Annotated in this window: 17 protein-coding genes; 8 read left to right on the top strand and 9 right to left on the bottom strand. The window is 74.9% G+C overall.

Going from position 1 to position 15612, the window contains the following annotated elements:
- Positions 1-58 precede the first annotated feature (58 nt).
- A complete protein-coding gene (locus tag ACRB68_RS26105) occupies positions 59-595 on the top strand; it encodes a hypothetical protein (protein WP_153536758.1) in 537 nt (178 codons plus the stop codon).
- 166 nt (positions 596-761) lie between these two features.
- Positions 762-1289: a hypothetical protein gene (locus ACRB68_RS26100; protein WP_153536756.1), complete on the top strand. Its 528-nt coding sequence runs from the start codon at positions 762-764 to the stop codon at positions 1287-1289.
- Positions 1290-1293: 4 nt separating this feature from the next.
- Here ACRB68_RS26100 and ACRB68_RS26095 read toward each other — a convergent pair whose 3' ends face one another.
- On the bottom strand, positions 1294-2232 hold the full coding sequence (locus tag ACRB68_RS26095) for an AsnC family transcriptional regulator (protein WP_153536754.1): 939 nt from the start codon (positions 2230-2232) through the stop codon (positions 1294-1296).
- A 92-nt stretch (positions 2233-2324) separates the two neighbouring features.
- On the opposite strand from ACRB68_RS26095, the gene ACRB68_RS26090 reads away from it, so the two are divergent.
- Positions 2325-3086, top strand: a complete 762-nt coding sequence (locus ACRB68_RS26090) for an inositol monophosphatase family protein (RefSeq protein ID WP_235959884.1) — start codon at positions 2325-2327, stop codon at positions 3084-3086.
- A gap of 9 nt (positions 3087-3095) precedes the next feature.
- Positions 3096-3716: a hypothetical protein gene (locus tag ACRB68_RS26085; protein WP_153536752.1), complete on the top strand. Its 621-nt coding sequence runs from the start codon at positions 3096-3098 to the stop codon at positions 3714-3716.
- Positions 3717-3720: 4 nt separating this feature from the next.
- On the opposite strand, the gene ACRB68_RS26080 is transcribed toward ACRB68_RS26085, so the two are convergent.
- Positions 3721-4353, bottom strand: coding sequence for a TetR/AcrR family transcriptional regulator (locus ACRB68_RS26080; RefSeq protein ID WP_153536750.1), 633 nt, complete (start codon positions 4351-4353; stop codon positions 3721-3723).
- Between the two features lie 87 nt (positions 4354-4440).
- Here ACRB68_RS26080 and ACRB68_RS26075 point away from each other — a divergent pair, with 87 nt between their 5' ends.
- Positions 4441-5193 (top strand): MBL fold metallo-hydrolase, encoded by a 753-nt coding sequence (locus ACRB68_RS26075; RefSeq protein WP_153536748.1) that lies wholly within the window; start codon positions 4441-4443, stop codon positions 5191-5193.
- Positions 5194-5208: 15 nt separating this feature from the next.
- Entirely contained in the window at positions 5209-5778 is a 570-nt protein-coding gene (locus ACRB68_RS26070) for a hypothetical protein (RefSeq protein ID WP_153536746.1), read from the top strand.
- On the opposite strand, the gene ACRB68_RS26065 is transcribed toward ACRB68_RS26070, so the two are convergent.
- The gene (locus tag ACRB68_RS26065; RefSeq protein ID WP_153536744.1) at positions 5768-7204 is read right to left on the bottom strand and encodes a cellulase family glycosylhydrolase; all 1437 of its coding nucleotides are present in this window, start codon (positions 7202-7204) and stop codon (positions 5768-5770) included. The two genes, ACRB68_RS26070 and ACRB68_RS26065, sit on opposite strands and share 11 nt — an antisense overlap.
- Positions 7205-7261: 57 nt before the next feature.
- On the bottom strand, positions 7262-8329 hold the full coding sequence (locus tag ACRB68_RS26060; protein WP_153536742.1) for an RDD family protein: 1068 nt from the start codon (positions 8327-8329) through the stop codon (positions 7262-7264).
- Positions 8330-8396: 67 nt separating this feature from the next.
- On the opposite strand from ACRB68_RS26060, the gene ACRB68_RS26055 reads away from it, so the two are divergent.
- A complete protein-coding gene (locus tag ACRB68_RS26055) occupies positions 8397-9392 on the top strand; it encodes a stage II sporulation protein M (RefSeq protein ID WP_328594787.1) in 996 nt (331 codons plus the stop codon).
- A 12-nt stretch (positions 9393-9404) separates the two neighbouring features.
- Here ACRB68_RS26055 and ACRB68_RS26050 read toward each other — a convergent pair whose 3' ends face one another.
- Genes ACRB68_RS26050 through ACRB68_RS26030 form a run of 5 tightly spaced genes read right to left on the bottom strand, consistent with a single transcriptional unit; the run spans position 9405 to position 14587 of the window.
- Positions 9405-10697, bottom strand: coding sequence for a DUF58 domain-containing protein (locus tag ACRB68_RS26050; RefSeq protein ID WP_153536738.1), 1293 nt, complete (start codon positions 10695-10697; stop codon positions 9405-9407).
- Complete coding sequence (locus ACRB68_RS26045) at positions 10697-11677, bottom strand: AAA family ATPase (protein ID WP_328594906.1); 981 nt, start codon at positions 11675-11677, stop codon at positions 10697-10699. Before ACRB68_RS26045 ends, ACRB68_RS26050 begins: the two co-directional genes overlap by 1 nt.
- A 35-nt stretch (positions 11678-11712) precedes the next feature.
- Positions 11713-12894 (bottom strand): DUF4350 domain-containing protein, encoded by a 1182-nt coding sequence (locus ACRB68_RS26040; protein ID WP_328594786.1) that lies wholly within the window; start codon positions 12892-12894, stop codon positions 11713-11715.
- Positions 12891-13553: a DUF4129 domain-containing protein gene (locus tag ACRB68_RS26035; RefSeq protein WP_328594785.1), complete on the bottom strand. Its 663-nt coding sequence runs from the start codon at positions 13551-13553 to the stop codon at positions 12891-12893. The genes ACRB68_RS26040 and ACRB68_RS26035 overlap by 4 nt, the downstream gene beginning before the upstream one ends.
- A complete protein-coding gene (locus ACRB68_RS26030) occupies positions 13550-14587 on the bottom strand; it encodes a hypothetical protein (RefSeq protein WP_153536736.1) in 1038 nt (345 codons plus the stop codon). The genes ACRB68_RS26035 and ACRB68_RS26030 overlap by 4 nt, the downstream gene beginning before the upstream one ends.
- Positions 14588-14934: 347 nt before the next feature.
- Here ACRB68_RS26030 and mtrA point away from each other — a divergent pair, with 347 nt between their 5' ends.
- The gene (gene mtrA, locus ACRB68_RS26025) at positions 14935-15612 is read left to right on the top strand and encodes an MtrAB system response regulator MtrA (protein ID WP_153536734.1); all 678 of its coding nucleotides are present in this window, start codon (positions 14935-14937) and stop codon (positions 15610-15612) included.

Raw genomic sequence — 15612 nt, 5'->3', positions numbered from 1 at the left:
GCCCCATAGGTAACATTCCTTGCTTTTCCCCCCAATTCCCCCAAGCGAGGACTGCTTCATGCGCAAGTTCGTCACCGCCGGCATCGGTGCCGCGGCCCTGGCCGCCTCCGTGCTCGGCACCGCCGCCCCGGCGGGCGCCGACACCGCCGCCCCCCACGCGGCCGCCCGCGCGGGCGAGGGCTTCCAGGGCGCGGCCGTGTCCGCCACCGCCGGCGGCGCCTTCAAGCGGATCGGCAAGATCCACAAGTACCGCGCCCGGTCGATCCGCGGCGCCGAGGTCTACGGCCACTGGTACTGGGCCCGCAAGGGCGACGGCCCCTCGTTCGTCTTCCTGGTCACCAAGGTCAAGGACACCCGCGGCGACGGCAAGAGCGCCGCGTTCTGCTACGACCTGACCACCCCGAAGGTCAAGGTCCGCGACCACTGCTTCGTCAACGTGTCGGGCAACGGCAAGACGCTGCGGATCGCCGGGTCGATGCCCGACTGGAACCACACCAGGTTCCGCGTCCGCGCGGCGGTCGGCCGCCTGGACAAGAAGAAGTCCATCTTCTACAGCTCCGCCGTGGGCCCCTGGCTCAAGGTGCGCTGGGTTTGATGAGGTCGGCGCGGCTTCTCCTGCTTTGAGAGGTGCGCACGACCGGGCATGACCGGCGGCGGCGTCCCCTGCGGGCGCCGCCGTTCGCGCGCCGGACAGATTGCAACCTGGCAACAACTGTCCGTGACGGCATGCCCGGCGGGCCGTGAGCCGTCAGGATCCCCGGATGGACCAGTGCAGGCCCTCCAAGCTCCCTCCGTCCGCGCATCTGCGCAGCCGGCCCGCCCCCGCGGGGCAGCGGCCCTGGCGGCCCGTCGCGCTCGCCTTCACCGCCGTCGTGGCGGCCGGTGTGACGATCGCCGCCCTGAGCGCCGGGACCGATGCTCCCCGCGGCCCCCTCCAGGTGGCCGCACCCGCCCCCGCAGCACCCGCCCCCGCAGCACCTGCCGCCACGGGACCTGCCACCACGGGACCCAGTGAGGAGCCCGCGCCGGTGCTCGCCGTCTCGATTCCCCCCAGGCGCAAATCCGTCCGGCACAGAACCGACCCGGAACCGCGCCCTGCCCACCGCCCGAGCCGCCCTGCCAAGGCGGCTCCCCGCGCGTCCGCCGCCGTCTCGCATCCGCGCAAACAACGGCACAAGGCCGCCAAGCCCCACCGCGGCGGCTCGTCCTGGGTGCGGGCCGAGTGCGCCCGCCGCTTCCCGGCCGGCGACCCCCGCCGCCCCGCCTGCGTGGACGCCCTGACGGGCTGACGCGTCAGCCGGGGCGCTTGACGGCCCGGCCGACCAGGACGGTGTCGGCACTGCGGACGCCGAGCGCCCCGAGGTCCCCGCTGACGAACCGGTACAGATGCTCCAGGTCGCGCAGCCAGACCGCGACCTGGAGGTTGGCCTCACCGGTGGTGGCGAGGGCGCCGTGCACGGCCGGATGCGCGGCGAGGGCGCGGCCGACCTCGTCCAGGCGGCCCGGCTCGATCCGCATCCACACGTTGGCGTCGATGGCGAGGCCGAGCCGGCGCGGATCGACGATCACCTGGGTGCGCAGGTGCCCGCGCGCGGCGAGGCGGCGGCGGACGGTGGAGTCGGGCAGGCCCGTCCGTTCGGCGATGGCGGCGGCACTGGCGCGCCCGTCGGCGGCCAGGACGCCGAGGATGCGCCGGTCGGTGTCGTCGGGCGGGCCGGCGGGCGGCGGCGGGGCCTGCGGGGTGAGGGCGCGGCGTTCCTCAGGGGTCAGCACGTCGTGCCGCCAGGCGTCGGCGGTGGAGAAGACGTGCAGGACGGTCTGCGCCGTCACCGAGGTGACCGCGCCCGTCGCTGGAAGCTGCCGGTAGAGGAGACGGCCGCGCGAGCCGGGCGGGGCGATCACGATCGCGCCGATCTCGTCGCCGCCCGCCGACAGGTCGATGAACGGGACGTCGTCGCGGGCCGCGAGGGCGGCGGCGATCGCCTCGACCCGGCCGCGCAGCACCCGGATGCGCAGCAGCGTCGCCGTCGTGCCGGGCGGGTAGGGGACGACGCCGCGCACTCGGACCACGTCGCCGTCCAACAGGGCCGCCCAGCGGCGCCGCACTACGCGGGGGCCGACACCGAGGACCTCGGCGGCCCGCCCGGCGGTCAGCCGGCCGTCACACTGCAGTGCCGCGATCAGCCGCTGATCGCGCAGATCGAGCACCTCGATCGCCGGAAACTCCTCCATGAGGGCCAGTTTCGCTCATAAGCGCGGCTTCGGGCGGCCTCTTTCCACCACGCTGCCCGAAGCTGGTGTCACCACACCGAACGGAGGACACCATGGTGCTCGCCTCGATGACCGCCGCCGCCCGCACCGCCGGAGCCTGGCTGGCCGCGCAGCCGCCGCCCGGGGACGCCACGACCTGGCCGGAGTTCGCCGCCGCCTTCCGCGCCGTCGACGGGCCCGCCGGGGAGATGCTGCGCCGCGACCTGTCCGCCCTGCGACCGGACGCCGCCTGGGCCGGTGAGCTGGACACCGACCTGCCGGACGAGGGCGAGGCGTGGGTGGTCGACGCCATCGACGGCGCCGTCCAGTACTTGCAGGGCCTCCCGCAGTGGTGCGTCAGCGTGGCCCTCGTCCGCGACCGGGAACCCGTCGCGGCCGTGCTGCACTCGCCGCACCTGGGGGAGACCTACGCCGCCGAGGCCGGCCGGGGCGTCACCCGGAACGGCGCGCCCGTCGGCCCCTCCAGGAAGAAGGAGCTGGCCGCCTGCGTGGTCACCACCGCCCAGCCGCCGTTCCCCGAGGAGACGAGGCAGGCCGGCGCGTCGCTCAGCGCGGTGCTCCCGCACGTGGCGGCCGTCCGCAACCTCGGGCCGACGTCCTGGCAGATCGCCGACGTCGCGGCGGGCCGCCTGGACGCCTTCTGGCAGTACGGCGCCGACGACGGCAACCTGCTCGGCGCCGCCCTGCTGGCCCGCGAGGCCGGCGCCCGCGTCACCGACCTGGAAGGCCGCGCCTGGACGGCGGGCGCGCCGTTCTTCCTCGCCGCCCCAGAAGCCCTCCACGGCCCCCTACTGGAATTGCTGGCGGCCGTTTAGCGTGGCCGCATGGGCGACTTCTTCAGCACCTCCGCGATCAGTTTCGTCAACGATGACGACGACGAGGACGACTACGTCATGCCCCCCTGGGTGGGCCCCGGCGAGGACGTCCTCGGCGTGACCGTGCCGATCGGCCGCATCCTCGCCCGCACCGGCAACGTGGTGATCGCGCTGCCCCACGCGACCGTGTACCCGACCGGAGTGCTGTTCGACGTCCGCCTGGCGGCCCGCCGCGAGGGACTGGGCGACGACGCCTGGGACGACCTCGAGACGACGTTCTTCGGCCACGACATGCCCCGCCGCCGCCGGGGCCTCCCCGACACCCTGTGCCGCTACGGCGTCCGCCTCTCCGACGGCGCCAAGGCCACCACGGTCGACAGCGACCCCTCTGACGAGGGCGAGCCGTCCGGCCCGGTGCTGACCGAGCACGGCGGCGGCGGGTGCGGGGGTGGCGGCCGGACGCTGGAGGGCAGCAACGCCTACTGGCTGTGGCCGCTGCCGCCGGAGGGCCCGCTGCAGTTCGTCGTGGAGTGGCCGGCCGCCGGAATCGAGGAGACCTCGCTCGAACTGGACGCCACCGCCCTCGTAGCCGCCGCCGCGGACGTCGTGCCGCTCTGGCCGGAGGGCTGATCCGCTACGGCCGCACCTGGCCCGCCAAGGCCGCCTCGATGAGTTCCTCCACGGGCGGCCAGGGGAAGCGCGGGCGGCTGGTGCGCAGCGACACGATCCCGTGCAGCGCGACCCAGACGTTCGTCGCCATGGCGAAGGCGTCCCCCGGACGCGCCGCGCCGGCGTCGGCGCAGGCCCGCACGGCGTCCACCAGCCGCCCGAAGACCCCCGCGCCCCGGCCGTCCAGGGCCGGGGCCGGCTCGTCCCAGGGCAGGTCGGCGCTGAACAGGGCCCGGTACTGCCCGGGGTGCTCGAACCCGAAGCGGCAGTAGGCCGCGCAGCAGGCGCGCAGGGCCTCCTCCGGGCCGGGCGCTCCGGCCGCGGCCCGCAGGAGGAGGTCGTCGAGCCGCGCGAAGCAGCCGGCCACCGCCGCCTCCACCAGCGCGTTGCGGTCGGGGAAGTGGCGGTAGACCGACGGCGCGGCGACGCCCGCCTCCCGGGCCACGGCCCGCAGGGTCAGGGCCGCCGCGCCGTCCGGGGCCTCCAGCAGCCGGACGGCCGCCTCCAGCAGCTCGCCGCGGAGCCGGGCGCCCTCCCCCCGGGGGTTGCGCCGCCGGGCGCCGGGCGCCGGGGACTCCTCGTCGTTCACCCGCCTCATGATCCACCTTCCGGCCGGGGCCTGCTTGACGCTTTCGGCTAACGATCGTTAGCTTACAGGTGTTAACCGAATCGTCCGAGGAGCCCCATGGCCACCACGATCACCCGGGTCGCCCACGCGTGCGCGCTGCTGGACTTCGACGGCCGGCGGGTCCTCACCGACCCGTGGTTCTCGGAGAAGCGCGGCTACCGCCGGGGCGAGCCGCTCGCCTTCACACCGGCCGAGCTGCCACCGCTGGCGGCCGTGGTCGCCAGCCACGACCACTACGACCACTTCGACGTGGACGCCTTCGCCGCCTACCCCGACCGTTCGGTGCCCTTCGTCGTCAAGCGGGGCATGGGGGACAAGGCACGCAAGGCCGGGTTCACCGGCGTGATCGAGGTCGAGCCGTGGGAGAGCGTCGACCTCGGCGGCCTGCGCGTCACCGCCGCCCCGGCCGCGCACGGCGTGCCGGAGGTCACCTTCGTCGTGCAGGACGCCGGCACGACGGTGTACTTCGCCGCCGACACGCTGCGCATCCCCGAACTGGACGAGGTGGCTGAGCGCTTCCCTCCCATCGACCTGGCGCTGCTGCCCGTCAACGGCCTGCGCATCCGCCCGCTGCGGCGCCAGGTCGTCATGAGCGCCGAGCAGGCCGCGGAGCTGTGCGCGGTGCTCCGCCCCGCCGTCGCGGTGCCCGTCCACTACGCCTTCACCGCCGGGCCGGTGCGCGACCGCCTCTTCCTCGGCTACGACGGCACGCCCGAGCGCTTCGCGCGGGCCGTCGCCCGGCACGCCCCCGCCACCGCCGTGCGGATCCTGCCGCCCGGCCGCCCCCTCACGCTCGGCGGGGCGGAGTGAGATAGCTTCTGGCGGATGCCGAACGGAACCTACCTGCACCTTGACGAGGGGATCGAGGAGAGCTTCCAGTGCGCTCCCGGTCCCGGTGGCTGGCGCTACGTCGGGCAGCGCTCCGACGGTGTCCGCACCGACCTGGTGGTGGACGACCGCTGGCGGCAGATCCGCGTCGAGGTGACCGCCGGGCCGCTGTGGATCAGGGGCGGCGTCACCGGCCACGACCTCGTCTGGGTGCGTGCGGGGGAGGAGCGCGGGGCGCGCGCCGCGGGGTTCCTCGGCGAGTCGCCCGGCTTCCTGGTCGCGGTGGCGCGGTGGCTGCGGCTGGAGCCGGGCGAGGAGCGCAACGTGCGGCTGGTGCGGCTCGGCGGGCCCGCCCTGGCGGCGCTGACCGTCGACCAGCGGTGGCGGCTGGTCGACGTCACCACGCACGAGACCGACATCGCGCCGCTGCCCGTCGAGCGCTACGAGGTCGGCGACCTGGCGACCGCCGAGGCGGGCGAGGTGCACCTGGCCGGGGACGTCGTGCTCGCCGCCCCCGGCATCGAGCTGACGGCGCTGGAGTCGCCGCCGAACCTGGTCAGGGGCTGACCACCACCGTGTGGGACGGCGTCTTCGGGTCGGCCCAGACCGACAGGACGCGCCGCTTGGCGTCCCACGTCGTCCGCCAGCGGCCTGCGGGGTCGGACGAGGTGACGCGCGGCTTGCTCGGGAACCAGATCTCGGTCGGCCCGTGCGCGCCCGACCGGTTGCGCCACGCCACCGTCAGCTTCCCGGACGAGTAGGAGATCTTCGTCGGGGTGCCCGCGACCGCGCGCGGGTAGGGCCGCGCCAGCAGCCTGCCGATGCCGGTCAGGTCGCCCTTGCCGTCCACGACGCCGCCCGATCCCGGGTCGTTGGACCAGTACGCCCAGCCGATGCCGAGCCCGTCGGCCATCGCCAGCCAGTCGGCGGTGAAGTCCAGCGCGCCCGGCGCGGTCTCGGGGATGCCGCCGACCTCGCCGATCCACAGCGGGGTGCCGAGCCGCCGCGCGGACGCCGGCAGGTTGTGCCTCCACAGCTCGAACTGGCCCCTGGCCAGCAGCTTCGCCGCGCCCGTGTAGGAGCCGCCGAGGTCGATGCCGAGGGGGTAGAAGTGCGGCGCGAGCACCACCCGCGACCCGCCCGGGCGCGGGTCGGAGATCTTCTTCAGCGCGGTGGCGAAGCCCTCGTTCGGCCCGAGCACCTGCGGCTCGGCGAAGATCCAGTTGTCCCGGTCGACCTGCCGGATCGCGGTCACGATGCGCTGGTAGAACGACGTCAGCGTGGGCCCCTCGAATGCGGCGAACTGGCGGGACCCGCCGAACGGCTCGTTCATCAGGTCGTAGCCGAGCACCGCCGGCTCCTTGGCGAACCGGGCCGCGACGTGCCGCCACATCGCGGTGTAGCGCCGCATCAGCTCGGGGTGCTTGCCGGTGTGGTTCCAGAAGTTGTCGAAGGCGCGCACGATGCCCGGCTGCAGGTAGGTCAGGCTCCACGGGTCCTGCAGCTTGCAGGGCAGGCCGTCGCTGAGCGACGCCCACGCGGGCGCGCCGTCGCCGGCTCCGGGCGACCCGGCGCAGGCCGACGGGCCGTACATGTCCTGGTGCATGTCCAGGATGACGTGCATGCCCTGCTCGCGGTACCAGGCGACGCGCTTGGCGACCTCGTCCAGGTAGCGCTCGTCATAGCGGCCGGGGCTCGGCTCGACGTTCCGCCACTGGATCAGGTAGCGGACGGAGTTGGTGCCGATGTCGCGGGCCTCGCGGGCGACGTCGGCGCGGGTGATCCACGGCAGCCCGGACGGTCCCTTGGCGCTGCCGGCGGTGTTCAGGCCGTGCAGGATCAGTGCCCGTCCCTGGTCGTCGGTGATCAGCGGGGGCCCCGTGGTGGCAGGCGCCGTGGTGGCAGGCGCTGCATCGGCGTGGGCGGGCGTGCCGGTGGGCAGCAGCAGGGCGGCCGTCAGGGCGGCGACGGCGAGGGATGGGCGAGCACGCATGAACGGCCTCCGAATATGAAACTTATTCGGATCTTAGCCAGCTTGTGAGCCGCGCCACTAGGGCCAGTTGGCCTGATGTGGCCATTGCGCAGGTGGGGGCTGCTGCGCCGGCGGAGTCTGCTGCGGCCACGGCGCGGGTTGAGCGGGCTGCGGCCGCAGTGACTGCTGGTACGGCCCCGCCCCGTAGTCCTGCGGCGGCAGGAAGCGCGGCTGCCCCGGCCCCGGCTCGCTGAACGGCGGCGGCGCGGGCGGCCCCTGCCGCACCGGCGGCGCCGGCGGCGGCCCGCCGGCCATCGCGGGCACGGGCTGCTGAACCACGGGCTGCTGAACCACGGGCTGCTCGGGCGCACCGGTCCGCCGCGCCCGCCGGGCCGCGCGCTGCGCCAGCCGCCACTCCTCCCGGCGCCGCCGCTCGGCCAGCACCGCCGACAGGAAGATCTCCGGCCGGACGCCCGGCGGCGGGGGCGGGCTGATCACCGCGGCCACCTCGCCCGCGATCCGCCCGCCGAGCTCGTCGCGCACCTCCGGCAGCAGCTCCCAGAACCGGGTGAGGTACTGCCGCGCGGTGAGCGCCAGCTCGTCGGAGATCCGCGACAGCTCCAGCAGCTGCGCCCACGGCGCCAGCTGCGGCGGCATCACCGCGACCGGCCCGAAGAACGCGTTGGAGGGCACCCGCTCCTGGATGACGATCGTGCCCGCGAACAGGTCGCCGAGCCGCTTGCCGCGCTTGCTGAACAGCGAGGTGATCAGCGCCGGCGCCCCGTACAGCGTCCAGAACTCCAGGAATCCGGCCAGCGCCCGCACCAGCGCCTGGCGGAACCGGATCGGGCTGCCGTCGTCGGACACCACCCGCAGCCCGAGCGCCAGCTTGCCGAGCGTGCGGCCCCGGCTGAGCGTCTCGAACACGCACGGGTAGCCGACGATCACGGCGGCGGTGACCAGGATCGTCATGCCGACGGCCCAGGCCGGGTCGCCGATCGCGGCGAGCGCGCCGGCCATGTTGATCGCGAAGCTGAGGATCACGCCCTGGAAGAACAGGTCCAGCAGCAGGGCGCACCCCCGGCTGGCCAGCCGGGCGACCCGGATGTCGAGTGCGACGGCCTCGCCGGTGACGAGTTCGGCCATGACCCTCCTTCAGGGGGTGAGGCGTCCATTTTGCCCGGCCGGACGCGTGAGGCGTTACTCTCGCCGGGTGGACGTCGATGCCTATGTTGCCGCACACGACGCCGAGTGGCAGCGGCTGGAACGATTGATCAACTCCAGCCGGCGGCGGACCGGGGCCGAGATCGACGAACTCGTCGAGCTCTACCAGCGGACCGCCACCCACCTGTCGGTGGTGCGCTCCAGCTCGCCCGACCCGATGCTGGTGGCGCGGCTGTCCTCGCTGGTGGCGCGCGGGCGCGCCGCGGTCGCCGGGGCGCACGCCCCGATGTGGCGGGACGCCTCGCGGTTCGTGACGGCCTCGTTCCCGGCCGCGGCCTGGCGGATGCGCCGCTGGTGGCTCGGCAACGCGGTGCTCGGCAACCTGGTCGCGCTGGCGCTGGCGATCTGGGTGGTCAACAGCCCCGAGGTGCAGGCCGCGATCGGCTCGCCGTACCGGATCCGCGAGCTGGTCGACCACGACTTCGCCGACTACTACACCGAGCACTCGGCGGCCTCGTTCGCCTTCCAGGTGTGGATCAACAACGCGTGGGTGTCCGCGATCGCGCTGATCTTCGGGATCCTGCTCGGCGTCCCGACCGTGCTGGTGCTGCTCGCCAACCAGCTGAACCTCGGCGTCATCGCCGGGCTGATGTTCGCCAACGGCAAGGGCGGGCTGTTCTTCGGGCTGATCCTGCCGCACGGCCTGCTGGAGCTGACCGCCGTCTACCTGGCCTGCGCGGCCGGGCTGAAGCTCGGCTGGACGGTGATCGACCCCGGCCCGCGCCGCCGCGGCCAGGCCCTGGCCGAGGAGGGCCGCGCCGCCGTCAGCATCGCCATCGGGCTGGTCGGCGTGCTGCTGGTGTCGGGCCTCATCGAGGGCTTCGTGACGGGCTGGGTGCACATCACCTGGCTGCGCATCGGCATCGGCGTGGTCGCCGAGGCCGCGTTCCTGACGTACGTGGTCGTGCTCGGGCGGCGGGCCGTCCAGGCGGGCGAGACCGGCGACAGCGACCTGCGCCCCGACCTCGTACCCGTGGCCGGCTAGCACGGTCGCGGGCTAGAGCCGCCCGGCCGCCTTCAGCGCCAGGTAGGCGTCGGCGAGGGCCGGGGCCAGCTCGTCCGGCGGGGCGTCCACGACCTCCACGCCGTAGGAGCGCAGCTCGGCGGTGAGCCGCCCGCGCTCGGCCCGCGCGCGCTCGGCCGCCGCCGCGTCGTAGACGGCCACCAGGTCGCCGCGCCCGGCCGCCATCTCCGACACGCGCGGATCGGACACCGCCGCGATCATCACCAGGTGGCGGGCGGTGAGCTGCGGCAGCAGCGGCAGCAGCCCCTCCTCGATCGCCGCGGTGTTCAGCTCGGTCAGCAGCACCACCAGGCACCGCTGCCGCACCCGCGACATCAGCGTGGAGACCATCCCGGCCGCGTCGGACTCGATCAGCTCCGGCTCCAGCGGCGCCATCGCCTGCACCATCGCGGTCAGCAGGTCGGTGCGCGAGGTGCCCTCCACCCGCGCCCGCACCCGCCGGTCGTAGGCGAGCAGGTCGACCCGGTCGCCGGCCCGCGAGGCCAGGGCGCCGAGCAGCAGCGCCGCGTCCATCGAGCAGTCCAGCCGCGGCACGTCGCCGACCCGCCCGGCCGCGGTGCGGCCGGTGTCCAGCACCAGGTAGAGGCGCCGGTCGCGCTCGGGGCGCCAGGTCCGCACCACCACGTCGGCGCGCCGGGCGGTGGCGCGCCAGTCGATGGAGCGCACGTCGTCGCCGGCGACGTACTCGCGCAGCGAGTCGAACTCGGTGCCCTGGCCGCGCACCATCGAGACGTGGTTGCCGGTCAGCTCGCGCAGCTTGGACAGCTTGGCGGGCAGGTGCCGGCGCGAGGGGAACCCCGGCAGCACCCGCAGCCGCCACGGCGCCTTGCGCGACAGCTGCCGCGCCGCCAGGCCGAGCGGCCCGACCGAGCGCACCACGACCGTCACCGCGTGCCGGTCGCCGCGCCGCGTCGGCGTCAGCGTCATCTCCACCCGCCGCCGCTCCCCGGCCGGGACGTCGACGCGCGTCACCCGGGGCGCGGCGCCCGCGCTCGGCGGCCACGCGTCGCGCAGCCGCGCCCGCACCCGCCGCTTGCCGAGGTTCTCCACGGTCAGCGCCACGTGCGCGCTCTCGCCGAGCCGCACGTTGGTGTCGCCCGAGCGGTGGAACGCCAATCCGCGCACGTTGCCCGCGAGCGCCAGGTCGGCGAGCACGCCGAGCAGCAGCACGCCCCACACCGCCAGCAGCGCACCCCAGCTCGGGAAGAACAGCGGGACGAGCGCGGCCAGCGCCGCGAGCAGCCCGAGCCGGCCGGTGAGCGCCATCAGCGGGGCGTGGGGACGTGGGCGAGGATGCCCTCCAGCACCCCGTCGGCGGTGGCGCCCTCCAGCTCGGCCTCCGGCCGCAGCCCCACCCGGTGCCGCAGCGTCGGCCGGGCGAGCGCCTTGACGTCGTCGGGTGTCACGTAGTCGCGGCCCGACAGCCACGCCCACGCCCGCGCGGTCGCCAGCAGCGCGGTCGCGCCGCGCGGCGACACCCCGAGCTGCAGCGACGGCGACTGGCGGGTGGCGCGGCACAGGTCCACCACGTACGCGGCGACCTTGGGGTCCAGGTGGACGGCCCGCACCGCGGCGCGCCCGGCGGCCAGCTCGGCCGGGCCCGCGACGGGCTGCACGGCCGACAGGTCGCGCGGGTCGAACCCGGCCGCGTGCCGCTGCAGCATCGAGATCTCCTCGTCCCGGGTGGGGACGGGGACCGTCAGCTTCACCAGGAACCGGTCGAGCTGCGCCTCGGGGAGGGGGTAGGTGCCCTCGTACTCGATCGGGTTCTGCGTCGCGCACACCATGAAGGGGTCGGGCAGCGCGCGCGCCGTGCCCTCCACCGACACCTGGCGCTCCTCCATCGCCTCCAGCAGCGACGCCTGCGTCTTCGGCGGCGTGCGGTTGATCTCGTCGGCGAGCATCAGGTTGGTGAAGACCGGGCCCTCGCGGAACTCGAACTCCGCGGTCCGGTTGTCGTAGATCAGCGAGCCGGTGACGTCGCCGGGCATCAGGTCCGGGGTGAACTGCACCCGCTTGAAGCCGAGGTCCAGCGACCGCGACAGCGTCTTGATCAGCAGCGTCTTGGCGGTGCCGGGCACCCCCTCCAGCAGCACGTGACCCCGGCACAGCAGCGCGATGACCAGGCCGGTCACCACCGGGTCCTGGCCGACGACGGTCTTGGCCACCTCGGCGCGCAGCGCGGTCAGCGCCCGCCGCGCGCTCTCGGCGTCCGCCGGGACATCGTGCCCGGCGGGGGTGTCCACGGCGTCGTCGTCCTTATCGAGGTCGACAGGGTGGTTCACGACTGGCGTACCTGCCTTTCCAGGTCGTCGAGGAGGTCGGAGAGCCCGACGAGGGCGGCGTCGTCCGCCGGATCGGGACCGTACAGGGCGGCGCCGACCGTCGCCTCGTCGTAGGAGGTGCGCCGGGCGACCGCGGTGACGATCTCCCGGGCGGCGGCCGGGTCCTGCGCGGCGCCGCGCGGCAGCCCGAGCCGGGGGACGAGCCGTTCGCGCGCGCCGGTGCGCAGCGCGTCCGCGGCCCGGTCGCGGGCCCGGTGCGCCCGGTACAGCCGGGCGCGGCCCTCCACGGCCTCGGCCGAGCGGACCGCCACCGGCAGCGCCTCGGCCACGACCGGGCCGAGCCGCCGGGCCCGCCACAGCGCGACCAGCACCACCGCGACGAGCAGCTGCAGGATGAGCAGCTTGACGCCGAACGGGAGCAGGCCGCCGATCGACTGGTCGCCGGCCGTCTCGCCCTCGCGCGGCAGGTCGGGGATCAGCCACACGACCGCGGAACGCGCGCCCGCCAGGTTCATCGCCAGGGCGGCGTTGCCCTCCGCGGCGAGCTTGTCGTTGGTGAGGACCGAGGCGGCGCCGAGCACGGTGACGGTGCGGCCGCCGACCGCCAGCTGCACCAGCCGCGGGTACTTGCCGGCCAGGTAGCAGCCGGTGGCGCCGGCGGGCGCGTGGTAGCTCTCGGAGCCGCCGAGTTTGATCCGGCCGGCCGCCGTGGCGGCCGGCAGGCCGCAGCCGGGGTCGGCGGCCGGCTCGAAGCTCTCCTCGGCCGTCTCGACGCCCGGCGCGAGCGCGGCCAGCACCCGCTGGGACGGCTCGACCAGCAGCAGGTCGCCGGGCACGGCGCGCAGCCGCTCCAGGTCGCCGGCGGTGAGCCGTTCGGGGCGGGTGACGACGGTGACCGAGCCGGCGCCGGCGCGGTCCGCGGCGTCCTCGGCGCTGCGCGCGACCGCCACGTTCGTGCCGTGCTGCCGCAGGATCTCGGCGAGCGCGCGGGAGCCGCCCCGGCTCGGCGACTCGGGGTCCAGGTACTGGGGCGTGACGGCCGGCTTCAGCGCGGCCAGCGCGATCGCGACCAGGATCAGCGCCGCGATCACCAGCACCACGCCGCGGGCGGCGCGGAAGCGGCGGCCCGCGACCTGCGCCGCGGACGGCTCGGCGGCCGGGGCCTGCTGGGCGGTCACCACCGCAGGGCCTCCACTTCGGACTCGGCCGCGGGCTGCAACGGGCGCGGCCGGGCGGCGCGGACGCGGTCGTCCAGCGCCGTCATCCGCCCGTACTCCTCGGCGCTGCCGGGCCGGTCGCCGTACCAGACGTCGTCGAAGATCCGCACGCCCTCGCGCAGGCCGTCGTCCAGGTCCGGCAGCGCGGCGCCGGCCTCGGCGGCCAGCTCGTCGGCGGTGCGGCCCGGCCGGGGCTCCAGCACGGCGCGCTCCTCCAGGTCGCGGGCGACGGCGCGCAGCCGCTCCCGGATCGCCTCGGGCCAGCGGCCGGCGGCGGCGTGCTCGTCGGCCGCGCGGCGGTGGTCCAGCGCGGTGCTCGGGCCCTCCTCCAGCAGCCCCTCGGCCTGGGAGCGGACGTTGCGGCGGCCCCGCATCACCCACACCACCAGCCCGATGAGGACCGCGGCCAGCACCACGATGACGATCAGCGACAGCACGCCGCCGCCGTTGCCGTGCGCGCCGGGGGCGCCCGCCCGGTCGGTCAGCTCGTGCAGCCACTCGGAGAACCGCTGCCAGAGGCGCTCCAGCCAGGACGGCCGGTCGCGGTGGTAGATCGGCTTGTCCAGCTCGCGGCGCGCCAGCTCGCGGGCGGCGTCCCGCCCGATCGGGTCGAGGATCACGAGGGCCGCCCCGCGGGGGTGCGCCAGCGGGCGAAGAAGGTCTCCCGCTCGTCCGCGGGCTCGCCGCCGGAACCGGCCGGCGCCGCCGCCGCGCGGGTGCGCAGGTCCAGGTCGAAGCCCTCCCGGCGCATCCGCCGGTCCAGGTAGAGCAGCACGATCACCCCCGCGTCGAACGGGATCACGATCGACCAGGCGACGATCCGGCCGAGGGTGTCCACCGCCAGGCCGAGCACCAGCGGCCAGCCGCCGTCCGCGTCCCCGAAGAACAGCAGTTCGACGATCATGAAGGGCACGCGCAGCGCGAAGAACCCCATGAACACCGTGATCAGCAGGGTGAGCAGCAGCGTCCCGGCCGTCCGCCACCAGCGGCCCCGCGACAGCGCGCGCGCCCGCCGCAGCGCCGCGCCGACGCCGAGGCGCTCCAGCACCAGCGCCGGGACGGCCATCACCAGCAGCACGTACAGCCACGTCATCAGGAACAGCCCGACCGGCACCCCGACGATCCCGGCCAGCACGATCAGCGCCGGATGCCCCTCCACGGCCAGCAGCGCGATCAGCGGCGCGGTGGGGATCAGCAGCCCGAGCAGCGGCACCGCGACGATCAGCAGGGCGAGGCCGGCCAGCGCGGGCAGCCGGCCGCGCGCGTCCCGCCAGGCCGTCCGCCGCACCGCCGGCATCCCGAACAGCGCCCGGCCGAACAGCGGCGCGAGCAGCCCCGCCACGACCAGGATGCCGACGGCCGACAGCACCAGCCCGAGCACGCCGAGCACGAACTGCCCGCCGACCGAGCGCAGCAGCACGTCCGGGGTGATCTCGCCGCGCGCGCCGCGGCCGATGAAGTAGTAGGCGGCGACCGACCCGACGACCTGGATGACGGTGCTGACCGCGACCGACATCCCGAGCACGAACCGGGGATCGCGGCGGATCCCGGCGATCGACCCGTCCAGCATCTCGGCCATCGACATGGGCCGGAACGGGATGTCGCCGCCAAGCAGGGACGCGGGATCGTCGTCCCATCCGTCCGGTCTCGGCATCTCCCGCTCCTCATGGCGCCGCGTGCGTCCGGCCATCCTGTCACGGGCGCGACGCCCCGTTCGCCGGTATCGGCCCGGTGGATCACCTTGGGGCCGGTGGCGCGTTCAGGTCAACCGGAGGCGGCCGCCGCGAGTCCATGTTTAGAATCCGCCTTTTGACACGGTGCTGATAAACCCGAGGGCCGCGGCCCCCCGCCTGGAGGAGTCATGTCCGAGGCAAACGCAGGTAACCTGGCACGCCAAGGCATATCTCTCCCCGGCGAGGTGGTGCCGGACCACCCTCGGGAGGCCGGCCGGAGCGCCGCACCCGCGGTCCACCGAACCCCTACTTTGTGACGATGAGGGCCATGAGAGGACGTGTACTGGTCGTCGACGACGACCTTGCGCTCGCCGAGATGCTCGGCATCGTGCTGCGGGGCGAGGGTTTCGAGCCGTCGTTCGTGCACGATGGCGACAAGGCGCTGGAGGCGTTCCGGGAGAACCGGCCCGACCTGGTGCTGCTGGACCTGATGCTGCCCGGCGCCGACGGCATCGACGTGTGCCGCCAGATCCGCGCCGAGTCCGGCGTGCCGATCGTCATGCTCACCGCCAAGAGCGACACCGTGGACGTCGTGCTCGGCCTGGAGTCGGGCGCCGACGACTACATCGTCAAGCCGTTCAAGCCCAAGGAGCTGGTCGCCCGGGTGCGCGCCCGGCTGCGCCGCACCGACGAGCCCGCCCCCGAGACGCTGCAGATCGGCGACATCACCATCGACGTCGCCGGGCACTCGGTCAAGCGCGGCGACCGGCACATCCCGCTCACCCCGCTGGAGTTCGACCTGCTGGTCGCGCTCGCCCGCAAGCCGCGCCAGGTCTTCACCCGCGAGGTGCTGCTGGAGCAGGTGTGGGGCTACCGGCACGCCGCCGACACCCGCCTGGTCAACGTGCACGTGCAGCGGCTCCGCGCCAAGATCGAGAAGGACCCGGAGCGGCCCGAGATCGTGGTGACGGTGCGCGGCGTCGGCTACAAGGCCGGCCCGGCCTGA

It is taken from the genome of Actinomadura macrotermitis, from assembly GCF_009604375.1.
Lineage (GTDB): Bacteria > Actinomycetota > Actinomycetes > Streptosporangiales > Streptosporangiaceae > Spirillospora > Spirillospora macrotermitis.
The sequence above is the reverse complement of the archived record's forward strand: the minus strand, read 5'-3'. Positions and strand labels throughout refer to the sequence as shown.